The sequence below is a fragment of the Wolbachia endosymbiont (group A) of Oxytorus armatus genome (assembly GCF_964027005.1).
GTDB classification, from domain to species: domain Bacteria; phylum Pseudomonadota; class Alphaproteobacteria; order Rickettsiales; family Anaplasmataceae; genus Wolbachia; species Wolbachia pipientis.
In genome coordinates this window covers 105,979-130,624 of record NZ_OZ034719.1, presented here as the reverse complement: position 1 = coordinate 130,624, position 24,646 = coordinate 105,979, and the positions used below count along the sequence as shown (strand labels likewise).

General features: G+C 35.5%; 23 protein-coding genes, 2 tRNA genes and 2 pseudogenes. 15 read left to right on the top strand and 12 right to left on the bottom strand.

Going from position 1 to position 24,646, the window contains the following annotated elements; genetic code table 11:
* Window positions 1–240 precede the first annotated feature (240 nt).
* The 3 genes from mnmA to AAGD79_RS00700 all read right to left on the bottom strand — a co-directional run bounded on the left by mnmA (window position 241) and on the right by AAGD79_RS00700 (window position 4,191).
* Window positions 241–1,353: a tRNA 2-thiouridine(34) synthase MnmA gene (gene mnmA / locus AAGD79_RS00710; RefSeq protein WP_265043597.1), complete on the bottom strand. Its 1,113-nt coding sequence runs from the start codon at window positions 1,351–1,353 to the stop codon at window positions 241–243.
* 316 nt (window positions 1,354–1,669) lie between these two features.
* Entirely contained in the window at window positions 1,670–2,746 is a 1,077-nt protein-coding gene (locus AAGD79_RS00705; RefSeq protein ID WP_007548791.1) for a rod shape-determining protein, read from the bottom strand.
* Window positions 2,747–2,769: 23 nt separating this feature from the next.
* On the bottom strand, window positions 2,770–4,191 hold the full coding sequence (locus AAGD79_RS00700; protein ID WP_010963135.1) for a carboxypeptidase: 1,422 nt from the start codon (window positions 4,189–4,191) through the stop codon (window positions 2,770–2,772).
* A gap of 275 nt (window positions 4,192–4,466) precedes the next feature.
* Between AAGD79_RS00700 and AAGD79_RS00695 the strand changes: the two genes are divergently transcribed.
* The 3 genes from AAGD79_RS00695 to ftsH all read left to right on the top strand — a co-directional run bounded on the left by AAGD79_RS00695 (window position 4,467) and on the right by ftsH (window position 8,277).
* Window positions 4,467–4,946, top strand: coding sequence for an OmpA family protein (locus AAGD79_RS00695; RefSeq protein WP_341811412.1), 480 nt, complete (start codon window positions 4,467–4,469; stop codon window positions 4,944–4,946).
* Between the two features lie 184 nt (window positions 4,947–5,130).
* Entirely contained in the window at window positions 5,131–6,426 is a 1,296-nt protein-coding gene (gene tilS / locus AAGD79_RS00690) for a tRNA lysidine(34) synthetase TilS (protein WP_341811411.1), read from the top strand.
* Between the two features lie 12 nt (window positions 6,427–6,438).
* On the top strand, window positions 6,439–8,277 hold the full coding sequence (gene ftsH / locus AAGD79_RS00685) for an ATP-dependent zinc metalloprotease FtsH (protein WP_012673393.1): 1,839 nt from the start codon (window positions 6,439–6,441) through the stop codon (window positions 8,275–8,277).
* A gap of 157 nt (window positions 8,278–8,434) precedes the next feature.
* Here the strand turns inward: ftsH and AAGD79_RS00680 are convergent.
* Window positions 8,435–9,299, bottom strand: a pseudogene (locus tag AAGD79_RS00680) (IS982 family transposase).
* 114 nt (window positions 9,300–9,413) lie between these two features.
* On the opposite strand from AAGD79_RS00680, the gene AAGD79_RS00675 reads away from it, so the two are divergent.
* On the top strand, window positions 9,414–10,082 hold the full coding sequence (locus AAGD79_RS00675) for a hypothetical protein (protein WP_341811410.1): 669 nt from the start codon (window positions 9,414–9,416) through the stop codon (window positions 10,080–10,082).
* On the opposite strand, the gene tmk is transcribed toward AAGD79_RS00675, so the two are convergent.
* Entirely contained in the window at window positions 10,075–10,665 is a 591-nt protein-coding gene (gene tmk, locus AAGD79_RS00670) for a dTMP kinase (protein ID WP_265043584.1), read from the bottom strand. The two genes, AAGD79_RS00675 and tmk, sit on opposite strands and share 8 nt — an antisense overlap.
* Window positions 10,666–10,773: 108 nt before the next feature.
* Here tmk and AAGD79_RS00665 point away from each other — a divergent pair, with 108 nt between their 5' ends.
* Window positions 10,774–11,346 (top strand): thioredoxin family protein, encoded by a 573-nt coding sequence (locus AAGD79_RS00665; protein ID WP_007548785.1) that lies wholly within the window; start codon window positions 10,774–10,776, stop codon window positions 11,344–11,346.
* Between the two features lie 5 nt (window positions 11,347–11,351).
* Window positions 11,352–13,070 (top strand): monovalent cation:proton antiporter-2 (CPA2) family protein, encoded by a 1,719-nt coding sequence (locus AAGD79_RS00660; RefSeq protein WP_341811409.1) that lies wholly within the window; start codon window positions 11,352–11,354, stop codon window positions 13,068–13,070.
* 30 nt (window positions 13,071–13,100) lie between these two features.
* Here the strand turns inward: AAGD79_RS00660 and AAGD79_RS00655 are convergent, their stop codons facing one another.
* Genes AAGD79_RS00655 through AAGD79_RS00640 form a run of 4 tightly spaced genes read right to left on the bottom strand, consistent with a single transcriptional unit; the run spans window position 13,101 to window position 15,388 of the window.
* Window positions 13,101–13,718 carry an SURF1 family protein gene (locus AAGD79_RS00655; protein WP_213863315.1) on the bottom strand — a complete coding sequence of 206 codons (618 nt, stop codon included), beginning with the start codon at window positions 13,716–13,718 and terminating at the stop codon, window positions 13,101–13,103.
* 1 nt (window position 13,719) lies between these two features.
* Window positions 13,720–14,196, bottom strand: coding sequence for a bacterioferritin (gene bfr, locus AAGD79_RS00650; RefSeq protein ID WP_077188433.1), 477 nt, complete (start codon window positions 14,194–14,196; stop codon window positions 13,720–13,722).
* 59 nt (window positions 14,197–14,255) lie between these two features.
* Window positions 14,256–14,750, bottom strand: a complete 495-nt coding sequence (locus AAGD79_RS00645; protein WP_077188432.1) for an RDD family protein — start codon at window positions 14,748–14,750, stop codon at window positions 14,256–14,258.
* Window positions 14,750–15,388 (bottom strand): HAD-IA family hydrolase, encoded by a 639-nt coding sequence (locus tag AAGD79_RS00640; RefSeq protein WP_341811408.1) that lies wholly within the window; start codon window positions 15,386–15,388, stop codon window positions 14,750–14,752. The genes AAGD79_RS00645 and AAGD79_RS00640 overlap by 1 nt, the downstream gene beginning before the upstream one ends.
* A 159-nt stretch (window positions 15,389–15,547) precedes the next feature.
* Between AAGD79_RS00640 and AAGD79_RS00635 the strand changes: the two genes are divergently transcribed.
* Entirely contained in the window at window positions 15,548–16,372 is an 825-nt protein-coding gene (locus AAGD79_RS00635; protein WP_341811407.1) for a hypothetical protein, read from the top strand.
* Window positions 16,373–16,610: 238 nt separating this feature from the next.
* On the opposite strand, the pseudogene AAGD79_RS00630 reads toward AAGD79_RS00635, so the two are convergent.
* The 3 genes and pseudogenes from AAGD79_RS00630 to AAGD79_RS00620 all read right to left on the bottom strand — a co-directional run bounded on the left by AAGD79_RS00630 (window position 16,611) and on the right by AAGD79_RS00620 (window position 19,283).
* Window positions 16,611–17,471: pseudogene (locus tag AAGD79_RS00630) on the bottom strand (IS630 family transposase).
* A 33-nt stretch (window positions 17,472–17,504) separates the two neighbouring features.
* A complete protein-coding gene (locus AAGD79_RS00625; RefSeq protein ID WP_341811406.1) occupies window positions 17,505–17,861 on the bottom strand; it encodes a transposase in 357 nt (118 codons plus the stop codon).
* A gap of 1,349 nt (window positions 17,862–19,210) precedes the next feature.
* Window positions 19,211–19,283: transfer RNA gene (locus AAGD79_RS00620), tRNA-Gly, on the bottom strand.
* A gap of 172 nt (window positions 19,284–19,455) precedes the next feature.
* Here AAGD79_RS00620 and AAGD79_RS00615 point away from each other — a divergent pair.
* The 8 genes from AAGD79_RS00615 to AAGD79_RS00580 all read left to right on the top strand — a co-directional run bounded on the left by AAGD79_RS00615 (window position 19,456) and on the right by AAGD79_RS00580 (window position 24,315).
* Window positions 19,456–20,076 (top strand): ribonuclease D, encoded by a 621-nt coding sequence (locus AAGD79_RS00615; RefSeq protein ID WP_010962900.1) that lies wholly within the window; start codon window positions 19,456–19,458, stop codon window positions 20,074–20,076.
* A gap of 116 nt (window positions 20,077–20,192) precedes the next feature.
* Window positions 20,193–20,516: a thioredoxin gene (gene trxA, locus AAGD79_RS00610; protein ID WP_007548839.1), complete on the top strand. Its 324-nt coding sequence runs from the start codon at window positions 20,193–20,195 to the stop codon at window positions 20,514–20,516.
* Window positions 20,517–20,558: 42 nt separating this feature from the next.
* A tRNA-Ile gene (locus tag AAGD79_RS00605) sits at window positions 20,559–20,635 on the top strand.
* A 78-nt stretch (window positions 20,636–20,713) separates the two neighbouring features.
* Window positions 20,714–21,370, top strand: coding sequence for a CADD family putative folate metabolism protein (locus tag AAGD79_RS00600; RefSeq protein WP_155969607.1), 657 nt, complete (start codon window positions 20,714–20,716; stop codon window positions 21,368–21,370).
* Window positions 21,371–21,409: 39 nt separating this feature from the next.
* Entirely contained in the window at window positions 21,410–21,796 is a 387-nt protein-coding gene (locus AAGD79_RS00595; RefSeq protein ID WP_007548841.1) for a dihydroneopterin aldolase, read from the top strand.
* A complete protein-coding gene (gene folP / locus AAGD79_RS00590) occupies window positions 21,793–23,076 on the top strand; it encodes a dihydropteroate synthase (RefSeq protein ID WP_265043302.1) in 1,284 nt (427 codons plus the stop codon). Before AAGD79_RS00595 ends, folP begins: the two co-directional genes overlap by 4 nt.
* Window positions 23,070–23,558, top strand: coding sequence for a dihydrofolate reductase (locus tag AAGD79_RS00585; protein WP_265043300.1), 489 nt, complete (start codon window positions 23,070–23,072; stop codon window positions 23,556–23,558). The genes folP and AAGD79_RS00585 overlap by 7 nt, the downstream gene beginning before the upstream one ends.
* 1 nt (window position 23,559) lies before the next feature.
* Window positions 23,560–24,315, top strand: coding sequence for a putative folate metabolism gamma-glutamate ligase (locus AAGD79_RS00580; RefSeq protein WP_265043297.1), 756 nt, complete (start codon window positions 23,560–23,562; stop codon window positions 24,313–24,315).
* Window positions 24,316–24,646 lie beyond the last annotated feature (331 nt).

Genomic DNA, 24,646 nt, shown 5'->3' with positions numbered 1-24,646 from the left:
AAACCCAGAAATTTGATAAAGACATAGAGTGCACATAGTGCAAAAAATTAAACATGAGACGCCAGATACGTGAGTTTTTTTGTCATTTAATCTGTACAGAGAAGATAAATAAATAGCTTCAGTTTCATGATAAGGGGGCTGGCGGAGTTTGTCAAGCAAGTTTTTTTGTTTCTATTCCCAATGTTATATGGTTATGCAAGAAGTCTATTGTATGTTTACACTCTGCATTAAAGCTTTTAGTTAAGAGCATATCCATCCACCGCCGATAACTTGCTCATCTTTATACGCTACACAGGCTTGACCTGGACTGATGCCAAAGTAATCGTCGTTTAAAATGACACAGGCTTTATTTTTTTCGTCAGTTGAATGTATTGTTGCTAAACTTCCCGCATGTGATGATCTCAGCTTCACAGTTACTTCCATACCTTCCTTTGGTTGTTCTAACCAATTTAACTCTTTGATCAATATTTTTTTTTGCATTAATGCGTTGATCGGGCCTACTATAACCTCATTATTCTCTGTATTAATTTTTATCACATAAAGAGGTTCATTGTGTGCGATACCCAAGCCCTTTCTTTGCCCCACTGTAAAATTTACTATGCCACTGTGCTCGCCTAGCACTTTTCCATTAACATCCACTATTTTACCTTTCTGTACAGATTGTGGAGCTAATTTAGCTATTGTTTTACTATAGCTTTCGGAAACAAAGCATATATCTTGACTGTCCGGCTTTTCAGAAATTTGTAAGCTAAAATACTTTGCTAATTTTCTTATATCACTTTTATAGAACCCACCTAGTGGAAATCGCAAAAGCTTTAACTGCTCCTTTGTTGTAGCAAACAGAAAATAGCTTTGATCTTTACTCTTATCAATGCTTCTACACAACTTTACCTCACCATTTTTTTCTAACCTTCTCACGTAATGTCCTGTTACGAGCACATCCGCACCAAGATTTTTTGTAACTTGCAATAGATCACGAAATTTTACCGTTTGGTTACATCTCACGCATGGTATGGGAGTTTCCCCACGCATATAGGTACTCGCAAAATCCTCTATTACTTCCTTTTTGAATATTTCCTCATAGTTTAAAATATAGTGAGGAAAGCCAACACTTTCAGCTACACGCTTAGCGTCATAAATATCCTGTCCAGCGCAGCATGCACCCTTTCTTGCGTTAGCATTGCCATCAGTGCCATAGAGTTGAAGAGTCACACCTATCACCTGGTACCCAAGGTTATGTAGCAGTGCTGCAGCAACCGAGCTATCAACTCCCCCGGACATTGCAACAATAGCCTTGGTCTGGTGCGGAGCTTTATCTTTTAGCAGAGGTTCAATTTCAAATTCTTTTAGCATAATCGCCTTAATTTATAAACGCAAATCTTGTGTCATTCCAACATACAACTGTGCAAACGTTTTGATTTGGGGTCAATTTACATAGTAGATGATGTCATGAAAGTAGCTGACACTGGAATCTAGCTTCTATTACACAAATTCATTAAAACAGCATATTTATTTGTAATCAAGTTTCCTGGATCCCAGTGTTAGCTACTCGGATGACACCCTTTTCTGCTAGAAGTTGCCTTCAAATTACTTGGTGCATGACACTGGGATCTCATTTATATTACATAATTCCATCAAAACAATTCGATAAACTACCTTCAAAAATAATTTAATCTTGCTTGAATAAAACATGGCCAAAATAATCCATGTTTTCAAGCACTTTTCCACTACCTAAGGCAACACAACAAAGTGGGTCATCTGCAACACGAACCGGTAATTTTGTTGTTTCACTGATAACTTTACCTAGATTACGTAATAATCCACCACCACCGGATAAAACTATTCCTCTATCGACTATATCAGAAGAAAGTTCAGGTGGAGTGCTCTCCAGCGCAGTCTTAATAGCAGAAATTATCTGATGTACAGGCTCTATTAAACTCTCTGCAACTTGGTATTCTGATAAAAGCATTTCTTTTGGCATGCCACTCACTAAATCCCTGCCCTTAATTATCATTCCCTCTTTGTTATTTTCACCTGGCAGACTGGCTGAACCTATGCTTTTCTTAATTTTCTCAGCGGTTGTTTCACCGATTAATAATTTATGATTTTCACGAATATATGACTTTATTGCCTCATCCATAATATCGCCACCTACTCTGGCAGAACGTGAATAAACAATTCCACCTAAAGAAATAATTGCAACTTCAGTTGTACCGCCTCCTATATCAACAATCATAGAACCTTCAGGTTCGGTAACCGGGAGCCCAGCTCCGATTGCTGCAGCCATTGGTTCTTCAATTAAAAATACTTCATTTGCACCAGCACTTTCTGCTGCATCTTGTATAGCACGCCTTTCAACTGGCGTGGATCCAGATGGAACGCATATGATAATATTAGGTTTATTAACAGTGAATTTTGTGTTTGCACTGCGTATGAAATATTTTAGCATTTCTTCCGCACTTTTAAAATCAGCAATGACTCCATCTTTTAAGGGCCTTATCGCCTCTATCTCTCCAGGCGTTTTTCCAAGCATCATTTTAGCTTTTTTACCAAAAGCATAAGGAACATAGCTTCCTTTTTCTTTTATTCTTGCTACAACTGAAGGCTCATCAAGCACTATTCCCTGATTTTTCTGATAAACTAAAGTGTTTGCAGTGCCAAGATCTATAGCAATATCGCTAGCGAATAAACCTTTGAAAGTGAAAAGGCTATAAAACTTTCCGGTTAATTTTCGAACAAAATTCATACATAACTCAAGAAAACCATTTATTAAGACAAATTATACTTTTCAGATAAGTAGTAAGTAACACACTCAACGTCTAAACCCTTACCTGTTACTTTTTTTAGCAGTTCCAGGCCACACTTTGCACTGTATATATTTTGAGACAACCAACTGATAAGTAAACTAAAATCTCCTTTTATTATAGCACTTAATGATTCGTAATGATTCTTTTTAACGCAAGAGAAAATCTGCACAGCAGCAATTAAAGCAATAATTTTTATAGGAAAGTAGCCCATAACACCGCTTGCCCAATATTCATCTTGAAAATAAGTGTTTAGCTCATTTTCAGCTTTTACTGGAATTTTATAGTGCTTCATACCTTCCAGCCACGCATCATGCAGGTCTTTGACTTCCAATGTACCATTTATTATATCTTGTTCTAACCTAGTTCTCAACATAATATGAGCTAACAGACTAAATTCATCTGCATTTTTTAAAAAAGAAGAAAGGTTTATTTCATTGAAAATCAAGTACAAATTTTCAACACTGCTAACTTTCTCGTTAGTTTTGCCTTTTATAGCAAATTTCTCTTTTATGTGTGGTTGAATAAACTCAATAAATTCTCTGGATGTTCCAATCATCCTTTCCATGAATAACCCTTGAGTTTCATACATAACATGTCTCGTAATTGGACTACTTATAGAATTTTGCGCTAAACATTTTTGATAAATTGCATAACCACTATGCCGTAAAAGTGAAAATAAACCATAACAAAAATCAGATTCATCATAATCTATAGGGTAGTAATAAGAAGTACGAATCTCATTTAGTGCAATACCCATTTGCTGTAAACATAATGAGCCAAGTTCAATCTGTTTCTGAGTAGCAACTTTTTGTATATTAGTAACCTTATCCTTTTTCTGCTTTTCAATTATTTTATCTACATTTTCGCTAAAAAATTTGCCTACCTTGGGGAATACTTCCCTTATATTCTTTTCTGTGATATCAGAGTCATAGTCAGCAAGCAGTGAGTCGTATTTTGAGCATTTTAATTGCTGCGATTTTATAGAAGCTACTTCGCGAATGAGTGTGATTAAATCAGTAAAACGTTCTTTTAGTTTTTCTAAGTTACTGGTTTCAGAATGAGATAGCTTCCATAAATTTTGGCATTCAACCTTAGCTTTGGATAAAGACTTTACTAAATCAATAGGAACAGCACTGTTGCTTTTATGTATTCTCTCTATTAACTTTAGCTGCTGAGTATTTGCACTTTTTTTGTTACCAAGAGCATCTGCTAATGATTCCTTTATTGCGTCATGAGAGATAATTTCATGTCTGATTTCTTCTAGAAGACTCATTTGTTCAACTTTGTCCTCTATATTCAATTGGCTTTGGTTTAGTACTTTTAGCGTATTTTCGATATTCTTTACCCTATATAATACTTCCTCTAAAAACTTATAAGATTGCATATTTGTTCATTATTTTAGAAAACATCTGTTTAATACCGTAATAGATTAATAATAAAGTTAAAAGTATATTTGCTTAAAGTACAATAAAAAATTGTACTTTTTATTCTTTTATTGGATTTTTCTACTCAGAGTCCAGCATATTATAGGAAAATTAATTGTAAGGTTGTAGAAAAAGTATTTAGTATTTTATTTCTCTTGACTATATTACAATATGGAGAGATATTAGCTACTGAAATTAAAGTTACGCACTATTTAAAATTTATGGAGGTTTAGTAATGTGGAGTAGACTGATTATAATGTGCTGTTTTTGTTTATTACTTACTGGTGTAAGTTCTTGCCCAAAAAAAGGAGCAAATACAACAAATAAAATAAATTCTGTTGTTAAGCAGATAGGTGATAAAAGAGTTTTCTTTGGTTATGATGAATCTAGTATTGCTGAAGTAAGTGCAGATGCATTACTTGACGTAATGGAGGTGTTACAAGATAACCCTAACGCGAAGGTTACTTTAACTGGTCACACTGACAACCGTGGTTCTCATGAATATAATCTTGCGCTAGGCGCTAGAAGGGCAGATGCAGCTAAAAAATTTATGGTTAGTTGTACACCCTACATAGAAAACAGAATAAAAACTGCTTCTAAAGGTGAAACTGAGCCTTTGGTTAATGTAAAAGATGATTCTAGAAATTCTAAATATGAAAAAGAGCATGCTAAAAATCGTAGAGTGGAATTTTCATTTTCTGGAATAAAGAAATAGTTTCTTGCATTAAAACCTGGATCCCAGTGTCAAACACTGGGATGACATAAAGAAAGGGCACTGGGGTAGACAAAAAAGGACAAACTTGTCATATTTCGTTGCTTGTTAGCGGGATCTATATATACCACAAATAAGTCGCGGTATGGCGTAAGAGATCTGACCTGTCTGGCCATCAAGAGACATAATGGAATTAGAGTTATTATTTCAAAATGTGGTTAATAGTTTTGCTTTCTATAACAATCAAGTTGCAGTTGCAGTATCAGGTGGTGTAGATAGTATAGTCTTACTGCACTTAATGACTAACTGGGCAAAAAAAAACAAGCTTTCACTTCCTACAGCATTAACAGTAAATCATGGGTTACGTCCAGAGTCTCAAAAAGAAGCTGATTTTGTTGTAAGTTATGCAAAGGAACTTGGAGCAAAGGAATCGTTCATATTAAATTGGGAGAAGCAAAATATTAAAGGCAATATTCAGTTACAGGCACGAAAAGCACGGTATAAGTTACTAGCAGAGTGGTGTAAAAATAATAATGTTAAATATTTACTTGTTGCTCATCACAAAGATGATCAAGCAGAAACGTTCTTGTTAAGATTAGAGCGAGGTAGTGGCGTAGATGGATTATCATCAATGGACTACAAGTCTTTCCTAAATGGTATTTATATATTTAGGCCATTGTTAAATTTTAGTCGTAGTGAAATAGAAAAGTACGCTAAGCTTCATCGGTTAAAATGGATCGAAGATAGAAGCAACTATGACTTAAAATACAGGCGAACTTTATACCGTAACTTACTTAAAGCAAGTGATAATCAAGAGATTTTAACAGAGCGAATATGCCTCACAGCCCTTCATATGAAAAGAGCTGCAAAAGCGTTGATGCACTACACACGCCTTGCGTTTAATGACTGCGTTAATGTGCATGATCTTGGTTATATTGAAATTAAACTAAGTGAGTTTTATCAATTGCCAGAGGAAATAGCCTTGAGGCTTCTTCTTTACTCCATAATGGCAATTGCCAGTAAACATTATAAACCAAGGTACAACAGCCTTATCGTAATATTTAATAAAATATTGCAAAAGGATAGTAATGTTAACTGTACACTTTCTGGGTGTAAAATAAGAAAACATGGAGAAAATATCTTGATAATTAGAGAATCGTCAAAGATACAAGAAATTACCTTAAACCTACCTTTAAATGAACCTACTCAATGGGATAACAGATTTAGCTGCACAATACTCGTAAATCAAGAGTGTTCAGTTATCATCGCTCCATTAAAAAAAACACAAAAAGTTCCTGAATTTCTGAAGGATTACAACTGCTGCCCTGAAGTTTTCTATTCTTTGCCTGTAGTGCTAAAAGATGGAAAGGTGCTTGCTTATCCTGATGTAAATTATAACGGAAAAAATACCAATGACGATAAGGTTCAATGCATTATTAATAGCACGATAAAACAAAATTTGGTAAGCTTGATTAGTATTTAGTTAGAAATAGAAATGAAAAAATTTTTAGAAGGCTTATTGATCTGGTTAGTAATTATTGTTCTTATTTCAGTTGCTTATATTCAGTTCAGCGGAAATGTAGGTAAAAGTAAAACAATTATACCTTTTTCGGAATTTTTAACTAGACTAGAAGACAATGATGTAGAAAATATTGTCATAAAAAACCAGAGCATTGAAGGCAAGTTCAGGGACGGTTCAAGTTTCAATTCAAGCGGTGTCATATATAGCGACCTAATAAAAAATTTACATGATAGAAAAGTGAGATTCTCCTTTTCAACTGGAGATTCTGCCATGAACGTAATTGGTGGATTACTTATCTCATGGGTCCCAACATTTATCTTTATTGGCTTCTTGCTATTCTTTCTTAAACAAACACAAGCGGGGGGCAACAGAACTATAAGCTTTGGCAAATCAAGGGCTAGACTCATGACTAGTGGAAAAAAAGTAACATTTGATGATGTTGCCGGAATTGATGAAGCAAAAGAAGAGCTAGTAGAGATCGTTGATTTTCTTAAACAAAGGCAAAAATTTCAAATATTAGGTGGAAAAATACCAAAAGGGTGCCTTTTGATTGGCTCTCCTGGAACTGGTAAAACTTTACTTGCTCGTGCAATTGCAGGAGAAGCTAATGTGCCATTCTTTAGTATTTCTGGATCTGATTTTGTTGAAATGTTTGTGGGTGTTGGTGCAAGTCGTGTTCGTGATATGTTTGATCAAGGCAAGAAAAATGCTCCTTGTATAATTTTTATAGATGAAATAGATGCGGTGGGTAGACATCGTGGCATTGGTCTTGGTGGCGGCAATGATGAAAGAGAACAAACATTAAATCAGTTATTAGTTGAGATGGATGGCTTTGAGTCTAATGAAGGTGTAATAATAATTGCTGCGACTAACCGTCCGGATGTCTTAGATCCAGCACTGCTTAGACCTGGTCGTTTTGACCGACAGATTACTATTTCTTTACCCGATATAAATGGGCGTGAAAAGATATTAAATACTCATATAAAGAAAATATCAATAGCACCAGATGTAAACGTGAAAACAGTTGCAAGAGGAACACCAGGTTTTTCAGGGGCTGATCTAGCAAATTTGGTGAATGAATCTGCACTTATCGCTGCAAGAAGAAACAAGAAGATTGTTACCATGGATGATTTCGAATATGCACGTGATAAAGTGATGATGGGCGTAGAAAGGCGATCTCTCATTATGACAGAAGAGGAAAAGAGACTGACTGCATACCATGAAGCTGGTCATGCGATGATTGCTGTTAATATGCCTGCTTCTGATCCTATACACAAGGCAACAATTATTCCACGCGGTAGGGCACTCGGTTTAGTTATGAGACTACCAGAAACAGATAGAGTGTCCCTCACAAGAGAAAAGATGCTAGCAGATATAACTGTTGCAATGGGTGGAAGAGTGGCAGAAGAGCTAATTTTTGGCTACGATAAAGTCACAAGCGGTGCATCTTCGGATATAAAACAAGCATCTGATTTATCACGCGCTATGGTAACAAAATGGGGAATGAGTGACAAAATAGGCCCGATCTATCACAATCGCGAACAAACCATACATGGTTCTGAGATAATTTCTGAAGATACGTTAAAACTTATAGATGAAGAAGTGAAGAAAGTTGTATCTTCTTGCTATGAAAAAGCAAAAGACATTTTGACCAAGCATAAGAAAGGCTTAGATCTCATTGCCGAAAATCTACTGGAGTTTGAAACTTTAACAGGAGATGAAATAAAGGACATATTAAATGGAAAAAAAATTGTTAGAGAGGAAAATGAGAAGAATGAGAAAATAAAAAAATCCTCTCTCTATGAGAGTTGACCTCATCTTAAAAATGCTAATCAGCTAACGCTGCAATAAAACATTCAGAATTGTAACTGTCAATATAAATTGTATTAAAATATTCATAATATTGCATTTTCATCACAATAATGCTATCATTTAGTTAGTATTAATGTTTAATGACCCCAGTTATGGATTAACCAACACAGTAAGGCTTAGAAATAGAAGGCTTTTTTGACTGCATGGAATATGAAATTAATGTAGAAAAAATATGTACCAGAAAATTTATTGGCGATCTGTGCCGTGTATGTTCAAGCTCAAATTTATTTTTTAAACAACCAAAGACTGTCTCAATAATCGACCTTTTTCTCAATAAAGCCTTCTCTTTTAGTGAGATTAGTGCGTTTTTCATGCCTTTTTTCACTTTAGTGACAAGCTTTAAACCTCTATCGAAGAGTTCCTCAAAGAGCTCCTTCTTGATATAGCCTTTATCTCCGAACAAAAGTCCTGTCAGTCTTTTAGTTATAGTTGGCACAGGTATCAACGTTACCTTTGGTTAGAGTAAGTGATTGAATTTCTCCAATTTCGTTAATCACCAAGTGCAATTTAAAGCCAAAAAACCAACCATACGTGCTCTTACCAATTTCTGCTAAACCATCAAAAACTTTGTTCCTAGAGATCCTTTTCTTGTGGCAAATGGCAATCGTAGAAGTGTCAATGTAGGAAGTACCTGTCATTTTCGCTTGTTCGCAGAACCATTGAAGAAGTAATGCTAAATACCGTAAAACTCTCGGCTTTAAGGCAATAAATCTGTGATATGAAGGCATCTTTGAAAATTCTGATCTATAGAGTAACTTAAGGTAACAAAGATAAAAAGCCTTGAAGTTTTTACATGGCGATTGGTGGTATAACAGGATTATGGTTAGCATTTCTGAGTGCGCTATTTCTGGTACTCTGGTTGGTTTTTTGCCATTTGATAAGAACTTATTTGCAAAATTTTCATCTACTACACGACAAAAATCCTCGACGCAGCAGTAAAGTTCTGTAATATCTTTCTTCATGGGTAACCTCTTAAATTATTGTTAAAATACTTGAGTTTACCCTATTTCCCTCTTTATTAATTCTACTTTTATCTGTTTTCTAATCCATAACTGGGGTTTAATGAGGTGTGAGTAATGATTGATATAGCTTCTATTGGTGTAAGTACAGTTATTGATCAGAATTATAGAAGAAAAGCACAATTATGTTTATCAGGATTATTTGTAACTGTGTCAATAGCAACTGTTACCTGGTTTATTTTCCCTGCGTCACAAAATGTATTAGCTCCGTTTTTACTTCCGGCTATGTTCTTGCTCTTCACTTTATCGATGGGTTATTACATGTTCATATTTAGTTGTGAAGAAAAATCTTTGGTAAAGAATGTTCTTGGTATGGTTGAACCGGCTGAATCGTTAAAGAGAGTGCATTGCCAAGAAAATATTAAGTCCTTATTAGCAGAAGTGAGAAGTACTACGAAAGATAGGTTTCGTAACGTGCTTGTTAATCTTTGTTTTGAAGATCGTAGTAAAGCACACAAACTTGCATTATATGTGAAAGAAATTGACGATATTGTGTCTTCAATAAAAAATAAAGACCTCTTAGACCATTTTGATCAATTTTTTACTATTACTGAAGTAAGCAATAAAAAAAATAGAAGTGAATTAATGAACCTCGCAAGGGCATATAAGATGATAAGTGAAGAAGATCCAGACAAAATACAGGATTTTTTAGCTACTCAAACAAAAAGTTATTCATATGAAATAATGTTACCTGAAATTGATAATTTTCTATCACAAGCTAGGTGATTTTATCAATAATTTCATTGTGTACGTGATTATCATTTTTTGTTTCAATTTCAGTGATAACACTGCACCTAACGGGCTCTTTTATGGATATTTCCTGAAACCCTTTTCTGACCTTATTGTAAAAATTAACATCCATTTCTTCATATTTATTCTTGTCTTTTGCTCTATTTAACCCAACTTCAACGTCAATATCTAGAATAAATGTAATATCTGGATATCTAACTTCAACCAACCTGTGCAAATCTTCTATTAGTTTTAAATCAACTCCAAACCCATATCCTTGGTATGCAATAGTTGAATCAATAAACCGATCACAAATCACTATTTTTCCTTCTGCAAGAGCCGGTAATATTAATTTTTTCATATGTTCGCGCCTCATCGAGATAAGTAGCAAGAGTTCAGAAATAGGATCAATATTATTTGTTAACAACACTCCTCTTATCTTTTCTGCAAAATCAGTGCCGCCTGGTTCCCGAGTCAATACTACGCTATTTTCACCGCGAATTTGCTTAAAATGATTTGCAAGTAGCTCAGATTGTGTTGTTTTACCAGAGCCGTCTATTCCTTCGAAAGTTATGAACATAAGTTTTATAATTATAATACTAAAAAAGAATATGCAAACAGTATACATAGAAACCGTTTGACATTTAAATAATAAGACCGTAAATTACATATGGTATAATGATAGTCTATGGTTGCTCTGAATACTCCTAAAGTCGATTTTAGTTTTACTGCAAAAGATTTTAATCTTTTGGGAGTAGACAATAAATACTATACATTAAGTGACTGTTGTGGAAAAAATGGTCTTATTGTAATGTTTATATGCAATCACTGTCCTTACGTTCAGTCAATTATTAGCAATCTGGTAAGCGATGTTGATCAATTGAAAAAAGATTATCAGGTAAACACCATTGCAATAATGCCAAATGATGTAAATGAATATCCAGAGGATTCCTTTGAAAATATGATTAATTTTGCCAAGGAAAATAAGTTTACATTTCCATATTTAATTGATAGTACACAGAAAATAGCTAAAGAATACGGGGCTGTTTGCACTCCTGACTTTTTCGGCTTTAATTCCAATTTAAACCTTTGCTATCGTGGACGTTTTAACGACGCAAAAAAAGAAAAGGTTCAAAGCTATGAAGTAGGAAGTAGTGACTTATTTCAAGCTATGAAATTTATTGCAGAAACTGGTAATTCTCCAATTGACCAAAAATCAAGTATTGGCTGCTCAATTAAATGGTCTAATTCTACAGGTTAAATATCATGCACAGTGGCTCTCAGCATTTGTTTGATATTATAATTTTGCTTTCTGCTGCTGTGTTTATAGTCATAGCATTTTGGAAAATGAATATTAGTCCAGTGCTTGGTTACTTCGTTGCAGGTGCAGTTATTGGTTCTCACGGATTTAATCTGATACACTCAGCTGAAGCAATGGATAATCTTGCAGAATTTGGTGTAGTTTTTCTATTATTCATTATAGGCCTTGAATTGACATTTGAACGCCTGATCGCTATGCGTATTCATGTATTTGGGTTCGGTTCTCTTCAAGTTATAGTTACCATGGTAGCAATATGGTGCATCGCTCTTGCTTTCGGAGTGAATACGAATATAGCAACAGTTATTGGTGGTGGGCTTGCGCTATCCTCAACAGCAATAGTGTTGCAGGTTCTGCAAGAAAAAGGTTCTCAAGCAAGTCAGGTTGGTAGATTGTCGATAGCAGTGCTATTAATGCAAGATTTTGCAGTGGTACCATTAATAGTATTGGTACCTTTACTTACTGGCAATTCTGAGCACAGCCTGATAAGCTCATTGGCAGGTTCATTGGTGCAAGCAGCTATTGCATTAGTGCTGATATTTATAACTGGTAGATTATTGCTTAGACCTTTATTTTCGGTTATTGCTAAAATGGAAAGTAATGAGATCTTTATATCAACAACGCTTTTAATAGTATTAGGAGCAGCATTTATTACTGAGCAATTCCATTTATCGTTAGCATTAGGTGCATTTGTTGCTGGATTGTTAGTTGCAGAAACAGAATATAGACACTCAGTAGAACACGCAGTATTGCCATTTAAAGATTTGTTTCTTGGCTTATTTTTCATGACTGTTGGTATGTCCATCAATACCGAACTTTTACTCAATAAGTTACCACTAATTACTTTATTATCGATTATCCTTATCGTTTTAAAAACATCTATTATATATATATTGTGTAGATTTTTTGGGTTTAAGAGTGCACCTGCTATACAAGCTGGGTTACTGCTTTCACAAGGCGGTGAATTTGCGTTTATTTTGTTTCGCTTAGCAGATGAGCTAAATGTGCTACCAAGTGAAATCGCTCAAGTACTTATGATGGTAACTACAGTAACCATGGCTTTCACTCCTCTTTTATCGGGGCTTGGAGATTGGATAGCAAACTCATTTAGCACTGAGAAAACAATATTAGATGATGAAGCTGTTGAAACAGATACACAAGATCTTTATAACCATGTGATAGTTGCTGGATTTGGTAGAGTGGGATATATGGTAACAAAAATGCTTACGGCAGAGCATTTAAGTTATGTTGTTGTAGATATTCAATCGAAAATAGTCAAAGAAGGAAAAAGTGATAGTTTTCCTATATATCTTGGAGATGTTACAAGATGTGAAATTTTAAAATCGGTAGGAATAGAAAGAGCTCAAGCTCTCGTTATTTCAATAAAGAATGAAGTTACTATAAAAAAAGTTGTTTCTTTAGTTGCAGCAAATTTTCCGCATGTAAATATTGTAATACGCTTACCAGATCTGAGTAATGTGGAGGTTTATAGAGATCTAGGAGCTAGTAAAATTATTCCTGAAACATCTGAGATAGGATTGCAGCTAGGTGGAGCTGCACTGAGCCTTAGTGGTATTAGCGAAAGTGGAGTTACGTCTTTAAAAAGTAGATTCAGAAAAGGCAATTACAATATGTTAAAAGACCTTGGTAGTGATAAAGATGAATAACTACTTCTCTAATTTTATGTACAGAAAGCTTCAAGCTTTATTGAGGTTTTGCCTATAGTAAATTACGCACATAATCAACCAAATTAAGGAAAGTGCAAACCAAGTGATTGCATATTCCAAATGCTTCATTGGCTGTATAGCTACTTTGCTGCCAAAATTGTTCGGCCACAATACACACTTCTCTAGCTTAATACCTAACTCATTGGAAATTTCTTCTGTACTCAGGGTAAACCATGTATTCGAAGCAGTATCGTTCTTGATAAACCAATTTTTACTTTTATTGCTATCGCAATATAAAATTCCATCTGCAACTACTTTTTCAATTTTTACTTTTTTCTCCTTTTTTTCTCCGACTATTCCTTTATTCACCAACATGTAACGTCCAGTGGTGAGCAACATAGGAGACAGCACGTGATAGCCGTGTTGCCCTGCAAAAACATATAGTTCTATGTCACTTAGAATCCCATCAATCTTGACATGCCTATAGTTAAATTTTTCAAGGTCGTTATTGGGCAATAGATGAACCACTGGAAGACTCATACTTTTAATAATATTATTCTTCCAGTTCAATCTGAATATTTGCCATAACCCTAATAAAAAAAGAAGTGAGCAAGGTATAATTAAAATAAATACTATCTTTTTTAACACTCTATATTTGTGTTCTTAAATAGTTTTCAACACCCATTAGTTCAATAAGATCGATCTGTTTCTCAATCCAATGAAAGTGCTCTTCTTCATTTTTTAACATCTCTTCTAATAACATTACACTAACAAAATCCTTTTCTTTCTCAGCGATAGAAATCGTTTCTTTGATATCCTTAATACCTTTTCCCTCTAATTTCAAATTAGCTTCTAAGATTTTCCGTATTGTGTCTTTTGTAAACTTTCCATCATACTTTGATATTTCGTTTGTATCCTGAAAATTTGGGACTCCTTTAAATAACAAAATTCTTTCTGCCAACTTGTTTGCATGTTCAAGTTCTTCGTTAAGCTCATTTTTTACCTTTTCTGCAAGTCTATTAATTCCATTGTTTTTGAGAATCGCAAAATGCAAAAGATACTGGCGTACAGAAGTCAGCTCATTGGTCAATAATTTGTTCAAATGTTTTACTATCTCTTCATTCATAATCTTCCCTTAGTTCAATTCATCAGCATAATTTATATGATAACGATAGTTATAGCAACTCATTTAATAGTTCCTTTGATAACAACCGTATTAAATAGCATGTCGTGGTATGTCTGTTTTTTCTTAGAGAAGCAAGCAACTAGATACCAGCAGAGAGTGAGTAGCACTATAATTACTTTCAATGCACTCAAGACATTCACTAATACTTCCTGATCTCGCAAAAATTCAGTAAGGACAACTACTACACTGTTTAACAAAGGAAGAAAAAACTGGGAAGAGCTTCTGTCAAACGCTAAATTCAAGTCTATTTTAGAATTATCTAAATTGATAGTATACATATTCATTAACTGTTGACCGGGAGTTGCTTGGGCCTTTGAAGATATAAAATATGTGAAGTAACTACAATTTACACACATGTATGATAGATGTAAGATCAACGGAGAATCCTCTAATAGCAGTATAATTAATAAAGTTGGAATTAATAAAATTGCTACATCTATTAAATACGCGCAAAAGCGTCTTGTTATACTGGCAATCTCTGTAACAGCGGTCATTACCTATCTTCTAAATACTTTATTACAAAATCTGTAAGTTTATCAGAATGTTGAAAACATAACAAATCTTCATAACCGCTTATTGATTGACCGTATATAATAGGTAAACAATTGGCATTTTGTGCACACAGAACATCTGTGATGCTATCACCAACGAAAAACACATTTTCTCTATTTATAGGCAACGTACTCTCTTCTAATGCAAATAGCAGTGGGGTTACAGATGGTTTATCTTCTGCAGTATCGCATGACCCAACCACTCTTTCAAAGTAGGAATCTAGTTTAAAATAGGCAACTTCTTTACGTAAATTAGTATTTTTCTTATTACTTACTATTGCTAGATAAATATTGTGGCTTTTCAGTGTCTGCAACATTTTCTCTACTCCTTGATTCAGAGCAATGTTTTGTAATAGCACATTATCTAAGTATTGTTGATATATCTGGTTCGCTTTTTTCCACTGATCGCCAAATAAATTGACCATATAGCTCTTTCTTGACTCGTGGGAATTTCTATCAGCAGCTTTATTACTATACCCCATTGAGTTTATGGTATGCTTAATAGCATTAAAAATGTTATCTTGAGTGTCAACTAAGGTATTATCCCAATCGAATACTACTGCTAATGGGCTGTTTTTCATTTCTATATTGTTATATATTTTAAATTAATAAGTAAATAACATTTTAATAAAAAAAATATAAATAGGACGCTCTTACTCTTTACCACAAGTTATGTTAACTGTTTTTTATATAATTAGCTAACATACTGGTTATATGATATGTTTTAATAGGTAACAGGTATGGCCCAGACATCTAAAGAAAGTGTTGAAAAAAAGTTTAAAGATGTTTTTGAACGTTCTCCAGGTGCTTTTCCAGAAGGTACCTCATTAGAAAAGAAGGTTAATTATATCGCAAAAGGAACAGAGGCTCTAAAAGCTGTGAAAAGTAAGGAGCTTGAGAACAAAATGAAAAACGTTGCAGAATTGAGTCAGAAATTTGAAAGTCAAAAAGGACGTGCAGATGAAAAAGTACGTCAAGATTTTGAAAGAATTGCTGAGCTTGACCAACAATATAAAGGGAAGGGCATCTTCACAAGTGAAAAAGTTGCAGAGCCAAAAAGTGACAAAAAACTCCAAGACACTCAGAGAAAAACTACAACAGCAGTTAAAGACCTTGAACATAATACACAAAAAAAGACTACTGAAGCTTCTGTGCAAACAGCATCAGAGCACGATTCACAAACCGTTAATCCCTCAGTGAGCAAGAGTTCTGTAAAAGAGAAGCTCAACACTGAGCCGGACAAAAAAGATAACACGCCTCAACCACAAGAAAATCAAAAAGAAGAAGGGTTTTTGAGTCTTCTGAAGCGCTTTGTTAAGAAAATATTAGAAAAATTTTTAGGTGAAGGTGAAAAGGATGTAGAGAATGCTCGTGGCATGAAAGAAGATGCTCAAAGAGATACGTCAAGTAACGAAGAGCAACAAAAGAGTAAGCAGCTTGATGAAATTTTAAAGGACAAAAGTGTAAGCGAGGGTTTGAAGCAGGCAACAAAGCTTGAGAACCCGGCAATAACGCCTGTTAATACTCCTAAAGTGAATGAAGTAAACACGGGTCGTGAAAGGTGATCCGCTTTCAAGCTTCATTATACCGCCACGAACCGTCATACCGCCGCGGTATCTCATCCGCTAACAAGTAGCGTGATGACGATTGTCAGGGTGTCATCGCAGTGTCCCTATGATGTCATCCCAGTGCCCTGACTACTTGGATCTAGCAAGCTTTGCTTGCAAATAAGTCTAATACGCGTCGCGTTTTATGCCAAAACACAATTGGAGTTATAGCATTTCTCATAATAGTCCGAACAGGTCATAGGAAGGCAGAATCAACAGCACGACGAAAGGATTCGAATAGAGGAATGTTTTTCCTGGCTCTGTTTTTTATAGCAAACCAATGATGCTCAATTTTGTTGAAATCTGGAGAATAAGGCGGCAGATACAAAATTTCTGCACCAACCCCTTTAGCAAGCTCGATAATCTTATCAGACTTATGAAAAGTAGCATTGTCAAGAATGACAGTCTGTCCAGGTTCCAAGATCGGTGTCAAAAATTGCTCAAACCATCCATTAAAAACATCCATATTACAGTGGCCTTCAAAGGTTAACGGAACAACTATCTTTCTTCCACTTAAGGCTGCAACCATACTGATTCGTTGAGTTTTCTTTCCAGATTTTAAGGCATAAAACCGCTGTCCTTTCTGGCAATATCCGTAGGGGGTAGTCTTCGGTGTTATCAATGCCAGACTCATCTATATACACTAAGTTTTTAGGTTCTTTTGTCGCTATAATTTTCAAAAATTCAGCACGTTTTTCTTCGTTTCTTTCCTTGTATCCATATGTCTTTTTTTGCGCGTAAATCCAATTTTTTTAAGGGCTCGATAGATCGTTTGGATACTAACGTTGTTCCAAAGTTTAGCCATTTCCGATAGAGTCTTTCCTCCGTGTTCTCTGGCAAATTTGGCAAAGGTATCCCAGTCGGTGATTTTGTGATTGTAACCCCCATTTCCAAGTTTTTTTGATTGAAAGTCTCCTGTTTCTTTTCTTCTTTGCTGCCACTCCCATAAAGTAGTTCGTCCAATCTTAAATCTTGCTGCCACTGTTTCTCTGCTTTCTCCTTCGTCTAGCGCTTCCATTGCTTTTTTTCTTAAATCATAACTATATGCTGCTGGCATTCAACCTCCTTATCATCATCTACCCTTATCCTATCACATCCGGACTTTTATGGAAAGAGCTATAACTGTACAAACATTTATCTTAATATTAAGTTTCTTAAACCTTCTTGATGCTTGTGAATAGCTGATAACTGCCAAATCTCTTCCTATTTGTTGCAAATACCCTTTTATAAACCCGACTGTTTGTCTTAAACCAATTCTAAAGAAACTGACGATTATATGCACCAAAATCACAACTTTATCACTATAAATATAGTTGCCGCCCTGCATTTTTGGACAATTCTCGTACCAATTTTCTATGGCGTCATTGATATAACAAAAAATGCTTCCTCTTTCTTGGAGAAATTTGTTATATTCATGGCAGTTACTGACTCTCATTTTTTGTGGCATATTTTTTCTTCAACAGTTAAATGGCTATTTATAATGAATTTTGTCAGTAACTGCCAGTTCTTTTCACTTGAGCGATGCAACAAAGCCCACTGGGATCCAGGAAAGTTTGCTTGTAAGCAAGCAAACTAGCATGGAAAGTTTATACTAAATGAATGTTTTTGATGAGGTTGCACAGAAGCTGGATCCCAGTGTCAAGCACTGGGATGACATCATCCTTTTTTGGATTCCAGACTGGAATGACAGCAGTCCTACGTCATACCGCCGCGGTATTTCCAGATCCCGCTAACACGTAGCGGGATGATGGTTGTCAGGGTGTTGTCCAAGTAGCCTCTTTCTTGTCATCCCAGTGCCCAGACACTGGGATGGCTTTGTTGCATCGCTACTTATGAAAGGCTAACTATAATTAGGATTATAAGCAACTTATTGAAAATCTTGTTTTTTTTGCAATCAATCTGATCAAATTTAAGAATAGTAACTTGTTATTTATATTAATAAATTTAATTCTATTGAAAATAGCTAAAGCATTGAAATTCTTGAATTTTAGCCGGATTAGTGAGTGGTAGTGAAATTTCTTTTACTCAAATTTAGGTATTCACTGACCGTTCTTGTTATACATACCAGAATAATAAGCTACTGATATTCTCTACCTTTTTTATCTTTAATCCATCATAGCTAGCGATGCAACAAAGCCCACTGGGATCCAGGAAACTTAACTTTACACCAGGTAATAAGAACTGGATTCCAGCGTCACGCGCTGGAATGACAGCAGTCCTACGTCATACCGCAATTCATTCTCGGTATCTCAGCCGCTAACAAGAGATCCCGCTAACAAGTAGCGGGATGACGGTTGTCGTTCAGCCACAAACATTAAGAAATTTACCAAATGAAAAAAAAGGCAAAAGAAGCCCCGTGGTTATTATCCGCTTTAAAATATTGGCGTTTTTTATGTTTTAAACGCTTGACAAGCGAAATTCAGCTGCTTTTAATTGCAACTAACTTACGCTGCAAATGTTTAAGAAATTTACTAAGCAGAAAAAAAGACAAAGAATCCCCGAGTTAGCTAGTCTTTTACTATCTCTGTCGAGTATTGGCATTTTTTGATGTCTTGTAACGCTTTATAAGCGCGTTCAGCTTATTTAGATAAAAATCTAGATGTAGATGAAGTTTTGTAAAGACATACAGTATCTATGTACTGCAAAAAATTAAACATAAGACGCCGATACATTAAGTAATCCTTACCTTTTAATCTGCAGATTGGCGAAAGCAAATACAATAGCTTCAGTTTTATGATAAGGGGACTGGCGAAGGGTGTCAAGCAAGTTTTTGACGAAATGATTTTGAAAGTAAAGAGCGGGAGAAGGGGTTCGAACCCTCGACCTCAACCTTGGCAAGGTTGCGCTCTACCAACTGAGCTACTCCCGCAATTAAATTAACCTAAATTTACTTAATTATAGGCATATACAGCGATTTGTAAACCCCGTGTACACGAAAAATGTGAGAGCCCATAAATTTGCGTGGTTCCTTCTATGATCTTTTCGTATACTTAAGGCTTATTTTTGATTATCATAAGTTTTTAATTATTCCACAAAGCTTTATGGGAATATTTTTATATAAAGACGACTTGCCAGCTAGTTCAATACCAGATGATATAAGGTCTATAGCTGTTGATACCGAGGCAATGGGGCTACTTCATAGCAGAGATAGATTATGCCTTGTGCAGCTCTCTTTTAATGATGGCAACGCTCACTTAGTTCAACTCAAGAACGATTATACAGCGCCAAATTTGAGAAAAATATTAGAGGATAAAAATATAACTAAAATATTTCACTTCGCGCGATTTGATGTGAGCATAATACGTTATTACTTGGAAACTTGGGCACTTCCGTGCTATTGCACAAAGATAGCTTCACGTTTAGTTCGCACTTACACAGATAATCATAGCTTAAAAGAGTTGTGCTTAGAGCTGCTTGATACCAAACTAAATAAGCAGCAGCAATCTTCTGATTGGGGAAATGAAAATTTAACAGACAAACAAAAAAGTTATGCTGCATCTGATGTTTTGTATCTCCACAGGATAAAGGAAAAGCTAGACTTAATGCTGGAACGTGAAAATAGAAAAGAATTGGCCCAAAAGTGCTTTGAATTTCTTCCTACTCGTATTGAGTTAGACTTAATGGGTTGGGAAAACGTGGATATCTTTAACCACCAGATGTAATAGAAGTTTTTTGTTTGTGCAAAACACTTTAGGGCAATTTTTCAAGCTCTGCGGTAAGAATTTAGTTGATTAACTGCTAATAGATACGCTATATTTTACAAAAATTTAGGTATTTTATGAGTGATGATATTACATCGGTAAATGATCAAAATTTCAAATCTGAAGTCACTGACTATAAAGGGTTCGTGCTGGTAGATTTTTGGGCAGAATGGTGTGGGCCATGCAAAAGTCTAATGCCACGTATAGAACAATTGGCTAAGGATAGAAAAGGCAAGATTAAGATCTGCAAATTCGACATAGATGAAGGGACTGAAGTGCCAAGTAAGTATGGAGTGCAATCTATACCCACTTTAATCATATTTCAAGATGGTAAGGAAATTGCACGCAAAATTGGTGCAACAAATGATTTGTCAAGTTGGGTTGATAGTGAAATAAGCTAATAGACAAATTTGCTTTTGTGTGTATTATAAATATTGATAAAAGGGATTGTAGCTCAGTCGGTTAGAGCAGTTCGCTCATAACGAATTGGCCGTAGGTTCGAGTCCTACCAATCCCACCATTGTATTGATCTTAGCATGATCGTAACAATGAGAAAACTATAGTATATGAACTATATATTAATGTAATGGGGGAAATGATGGAATTTACTAAGTCTCTAAATAACAAGTTAGATGAATTGCACTTACTAAATCATCCATTTTACCAGTCATGGAATACAGGAAGCTTAAGCTTGCAAGCTTTACAAACCTATGCTAAAGAATATTATCACCACGTTGCTGCGTTTCCTCGTTACATCAGTGGTATACATTTTTTGTGCCCAGATCTAAAAATGCGACAGGTTTTACTTGGTAATTTAATAGAAGAGGAACAAGGTGATGAAAATCATCCAGAATTATGGCAACGTTTTGCTGAAGGGCTTGGCGTTGCGCGATCTGATCTTCGTGAAAGTGCACAGATTAAAGAGACACAGGAGTTAGTTGATGGTTACTTTGATATTGTAAGATCAGGTTTTGCGGCAGGTCTTGGAGCCTTGTACGCTTACGAACGTCAAACTCCAGAGGTTTCCAAGTCTAAAATTGAAGGTTTAAAAAAACACTATTCAATAAGTGATGAGCGTTCTCTTCAATTTTTTACGGTCCATATGCATGCTGATGAATGGCATTCTGAGGAATGTGCAAATCTTATTGAAGATCTAGATGAAAAAGAGCAAGATAAAGTTATGCAGGGTGCTCAAAAGGGAGCAAGGCTCTTGTGGGGTTTTCTTGATGGAATGATGAATGCTAGCGTGTGTTAGTAGTTGTAAGTAGCTTAAACTCAGTGATGTTGGAATGCAATGTCTGCATGTAATCTTCTTATATCTGACTTACGGCTTTGGGTTCATTTAGGCTATAGTGCAGAAGAGAAGTATCATTCTCAATTAGTTAGTGTTAATATTGATTTTACCTTTAAATCCCCCCCTTTAGGACTTACAACTGACCGGCTTGAGGATACTATATGCTACTTGGAGGTAGTTCAGAGTATTCAATCTCTCGTTCAAAGCAAGCAATTCAACTTAATCGAGCATTTAACTCATGATATATACAGGACCATTAATAACCTTGTGATGCAAAAAAAGCTTATTATTTCTTCTATAGGCGTAACTATTCACAAAGTTGCACCACCTGTCCCCAGTGTGCATGGAGGTGTTTTCTTTACTTATCGTAATGCGTTGCAAGAATGATTTACATTTCTATTGGCTCAAATATGGGGAATCGCTTTTCCCATTTACAAAAGGCTGCTCAGTTACTGCAGGAACGCTATTTTAAAAATTTAAAATCTTCAATTATTCTGGAAACTAAGGCTATTTTACCAAATGATGCTCCACCTGGGTGGGACAGGCCATTTCTAAATATGGTTGTGTATGGAAGTTGTTCTTCTTCTCCTGAAGAGCTGTTAAAGGGCCTTAAACAAATTGAATGTGACATTGGCCGTCTGCAGGTCTATGAAAAATGGGCACCTCGCGTTATTGATTTGGATATTTTGTTATGGGATGACCTGACACTTGATACACCCTACCTTAAGATTCCTCACCCAGAATTGATAAACAGACCATTTTTGCTTCACTTGATGGCAATGCTGAGTCCCATGGCAGTAGTTAACAAAACGTTTGGTACTGTTAACCCTAACATTAAGGATTGCTTTTTAAGGAGTTTTACGCTTTCACCAGAGCTTATAGGTATTGTCAATATTACTCCTGATTCATTTTCAGATGGTGGTCTTTATTATGATGCAGATCAAGCAACCAAGCAGGCACTGCGGCTGTTATCAGATGGTGCAAGCATAGTTGAACTTGGTGCTCAATCAACAAGACCTGGCTCCTCAATACAAACTCCAAAAGCAGAGTATGCACGCTTAAAACCAGTACTTGATGACCTTAATCAATATATGAAAGTTGGTGACATTAAAGTCAGCATTGATAGTTTCTGGCCAGATGTTATTTTGAACGTTTTGGAGCACTACAACATTGCCTGGGTAAACGATCAGAAGGGAGATCTAGATGATAATACCTTAAAAGCGATTGCTAGCAGTGGATGTAGTATCGTTATTATGCATTCACTCTCCATACCACCATATAGTGACAACATTATCCCAAGTGACATTGATCCAATTGATACCATAAATAATTGGGCAGAAAGGAACATTAATAGATTACTAGCTCTAGGTTTTGATCAAAGCTCGATCATTATTGATCCTGGTATTGGTTTTGGCAAATCTCTATATCAGAATATCTGGATTTTACGCAATATAGAAGCATTGCAAAGTTTTGGCTGCAAAGTTCTGGTTGGTCATTCTAGAAAGTCATTTATTTCTTCTTTTTCTATAGAACCTGTCTTTAACCGAGATTTAGAAACAATTGCTTTATCATCTGCATTGCACAACAAGGTTGATTTCCTTCGAGTGCATAATGTGCGTGATCACATGCGATTTTTTGTAGCTCAAGCTGCTTTACAGGGATGCTAGTTATCGGAATTATGGCTGTTGATCCCAAGGGGGTAATTGGAATAAATAATGGATTGCCCTGGCATTATCCAAGTGAGTTAGATCATTTTCGTCAGGTGACTGACAAACAAGTTATTGTTATGGGGAGAAAGACATTTGAAACTATGCCTCAAGACATATTAGGGAATCGTATTCCTATTGTTTTTTCTCGTGACAAATTAAATTCTTGTTTTAACAGAGGAGTAAAATGCACTATTATTTCTTCTATGCAAGAGTTTTTGTCAATCCAAAGTAATTGGAGTTACCCTCAAATCTTTATGATTGGTGGAGCACAAATAGCGCATCTTTTTTTAGAATATAATCTAATTTCAGAGTTTATCATAACAAAAATTCACAAACCCTATAAAGGTGATGTATATTTCAACTTAACACTTCTTGATGGATGGCATAAAACTATTCTCACCAAAACGAAAGATTATACTATATGTAGGCTAATACGTTAATATGCATGTTAAAGCAATTTATACCCACCGCATTGAATGTGGGGAAGTATTAGAGCAGGTTCTTGATCGCTATGTTTCAGAGTTGCTAGGAGAGGAAGTTGTTCTTGCTATCACATCAAAAATCATTTCTATTTGTCAAAAACAAGTGGTTTGCAAAACTGCTTGTTCTAAAGAAGAGCTAATCAAAAGAGAAGCTGATGCAATTGTTGATGTAGACCATAATTCTTACGGCATCTATTTAACAATCAAAGACAATATCTTAATTCCATCTGCTGGTATTGATGAATCAAATGGTAATGAAATGTATATTTTATACCCAAAGGATGTTCAGAAAACAGCTCTATCAATATGGAACTATCTCAAGACAAAACACTGCATAAAACATCTTGGTATTTTGATTACAGATAGTAACATAACACCTATGCGTCGTGGGGTTACGGGCGTTGCTCTTGGTTGGTGTGGATTTAAACCACTTTATTCCTATATAGGCAAGCCAGATCTTTATGATCAACCACTGCAAGTAACACAAGTCAATCTTCTTGATGCGTTGGCAACGTCTGCTGTTTTAGTTATGGGAGAAGGGGCGGAGCAAACACCAATGGCAATAATTAGTGGCGCACCAAAGATTCACTTTCTTACTCGTCCGCCAACTACAGAAGAAGAAAAAAGTGTGAAGATATCTATGGAAGAGGACCTTTACTCTCCTCTCCTCATGCGAGCCCGCTGGTTAAAGAGAAACTTAAAAATTTGCTATTAGACTTCTTGCATAACCATATAACATTGGGAATAGAAACAAAAAACTTGCTTGACACCCTTCGCCAGCCCCCTTATCATAAAACTGAAGCTATTGTATTTGCTTTCGCCAATCTGCAGATTAAAAGGTAAGGATTACTTAATGTATCGGCGTCTTATGTTTAATTTTTTGCAGTACATAGATACTGTATGTCTTTACAAAACTTCATCTACATCTAGATTTTTATCTAAATAAGCTGAACGCGCTTATAAAGCGTTACAAGACATCAAAAAATGCCAATACTCGACAGAGATAGTAAAAGACTAGCTAACTCGGGGATTCTTTGTCTTTTTTT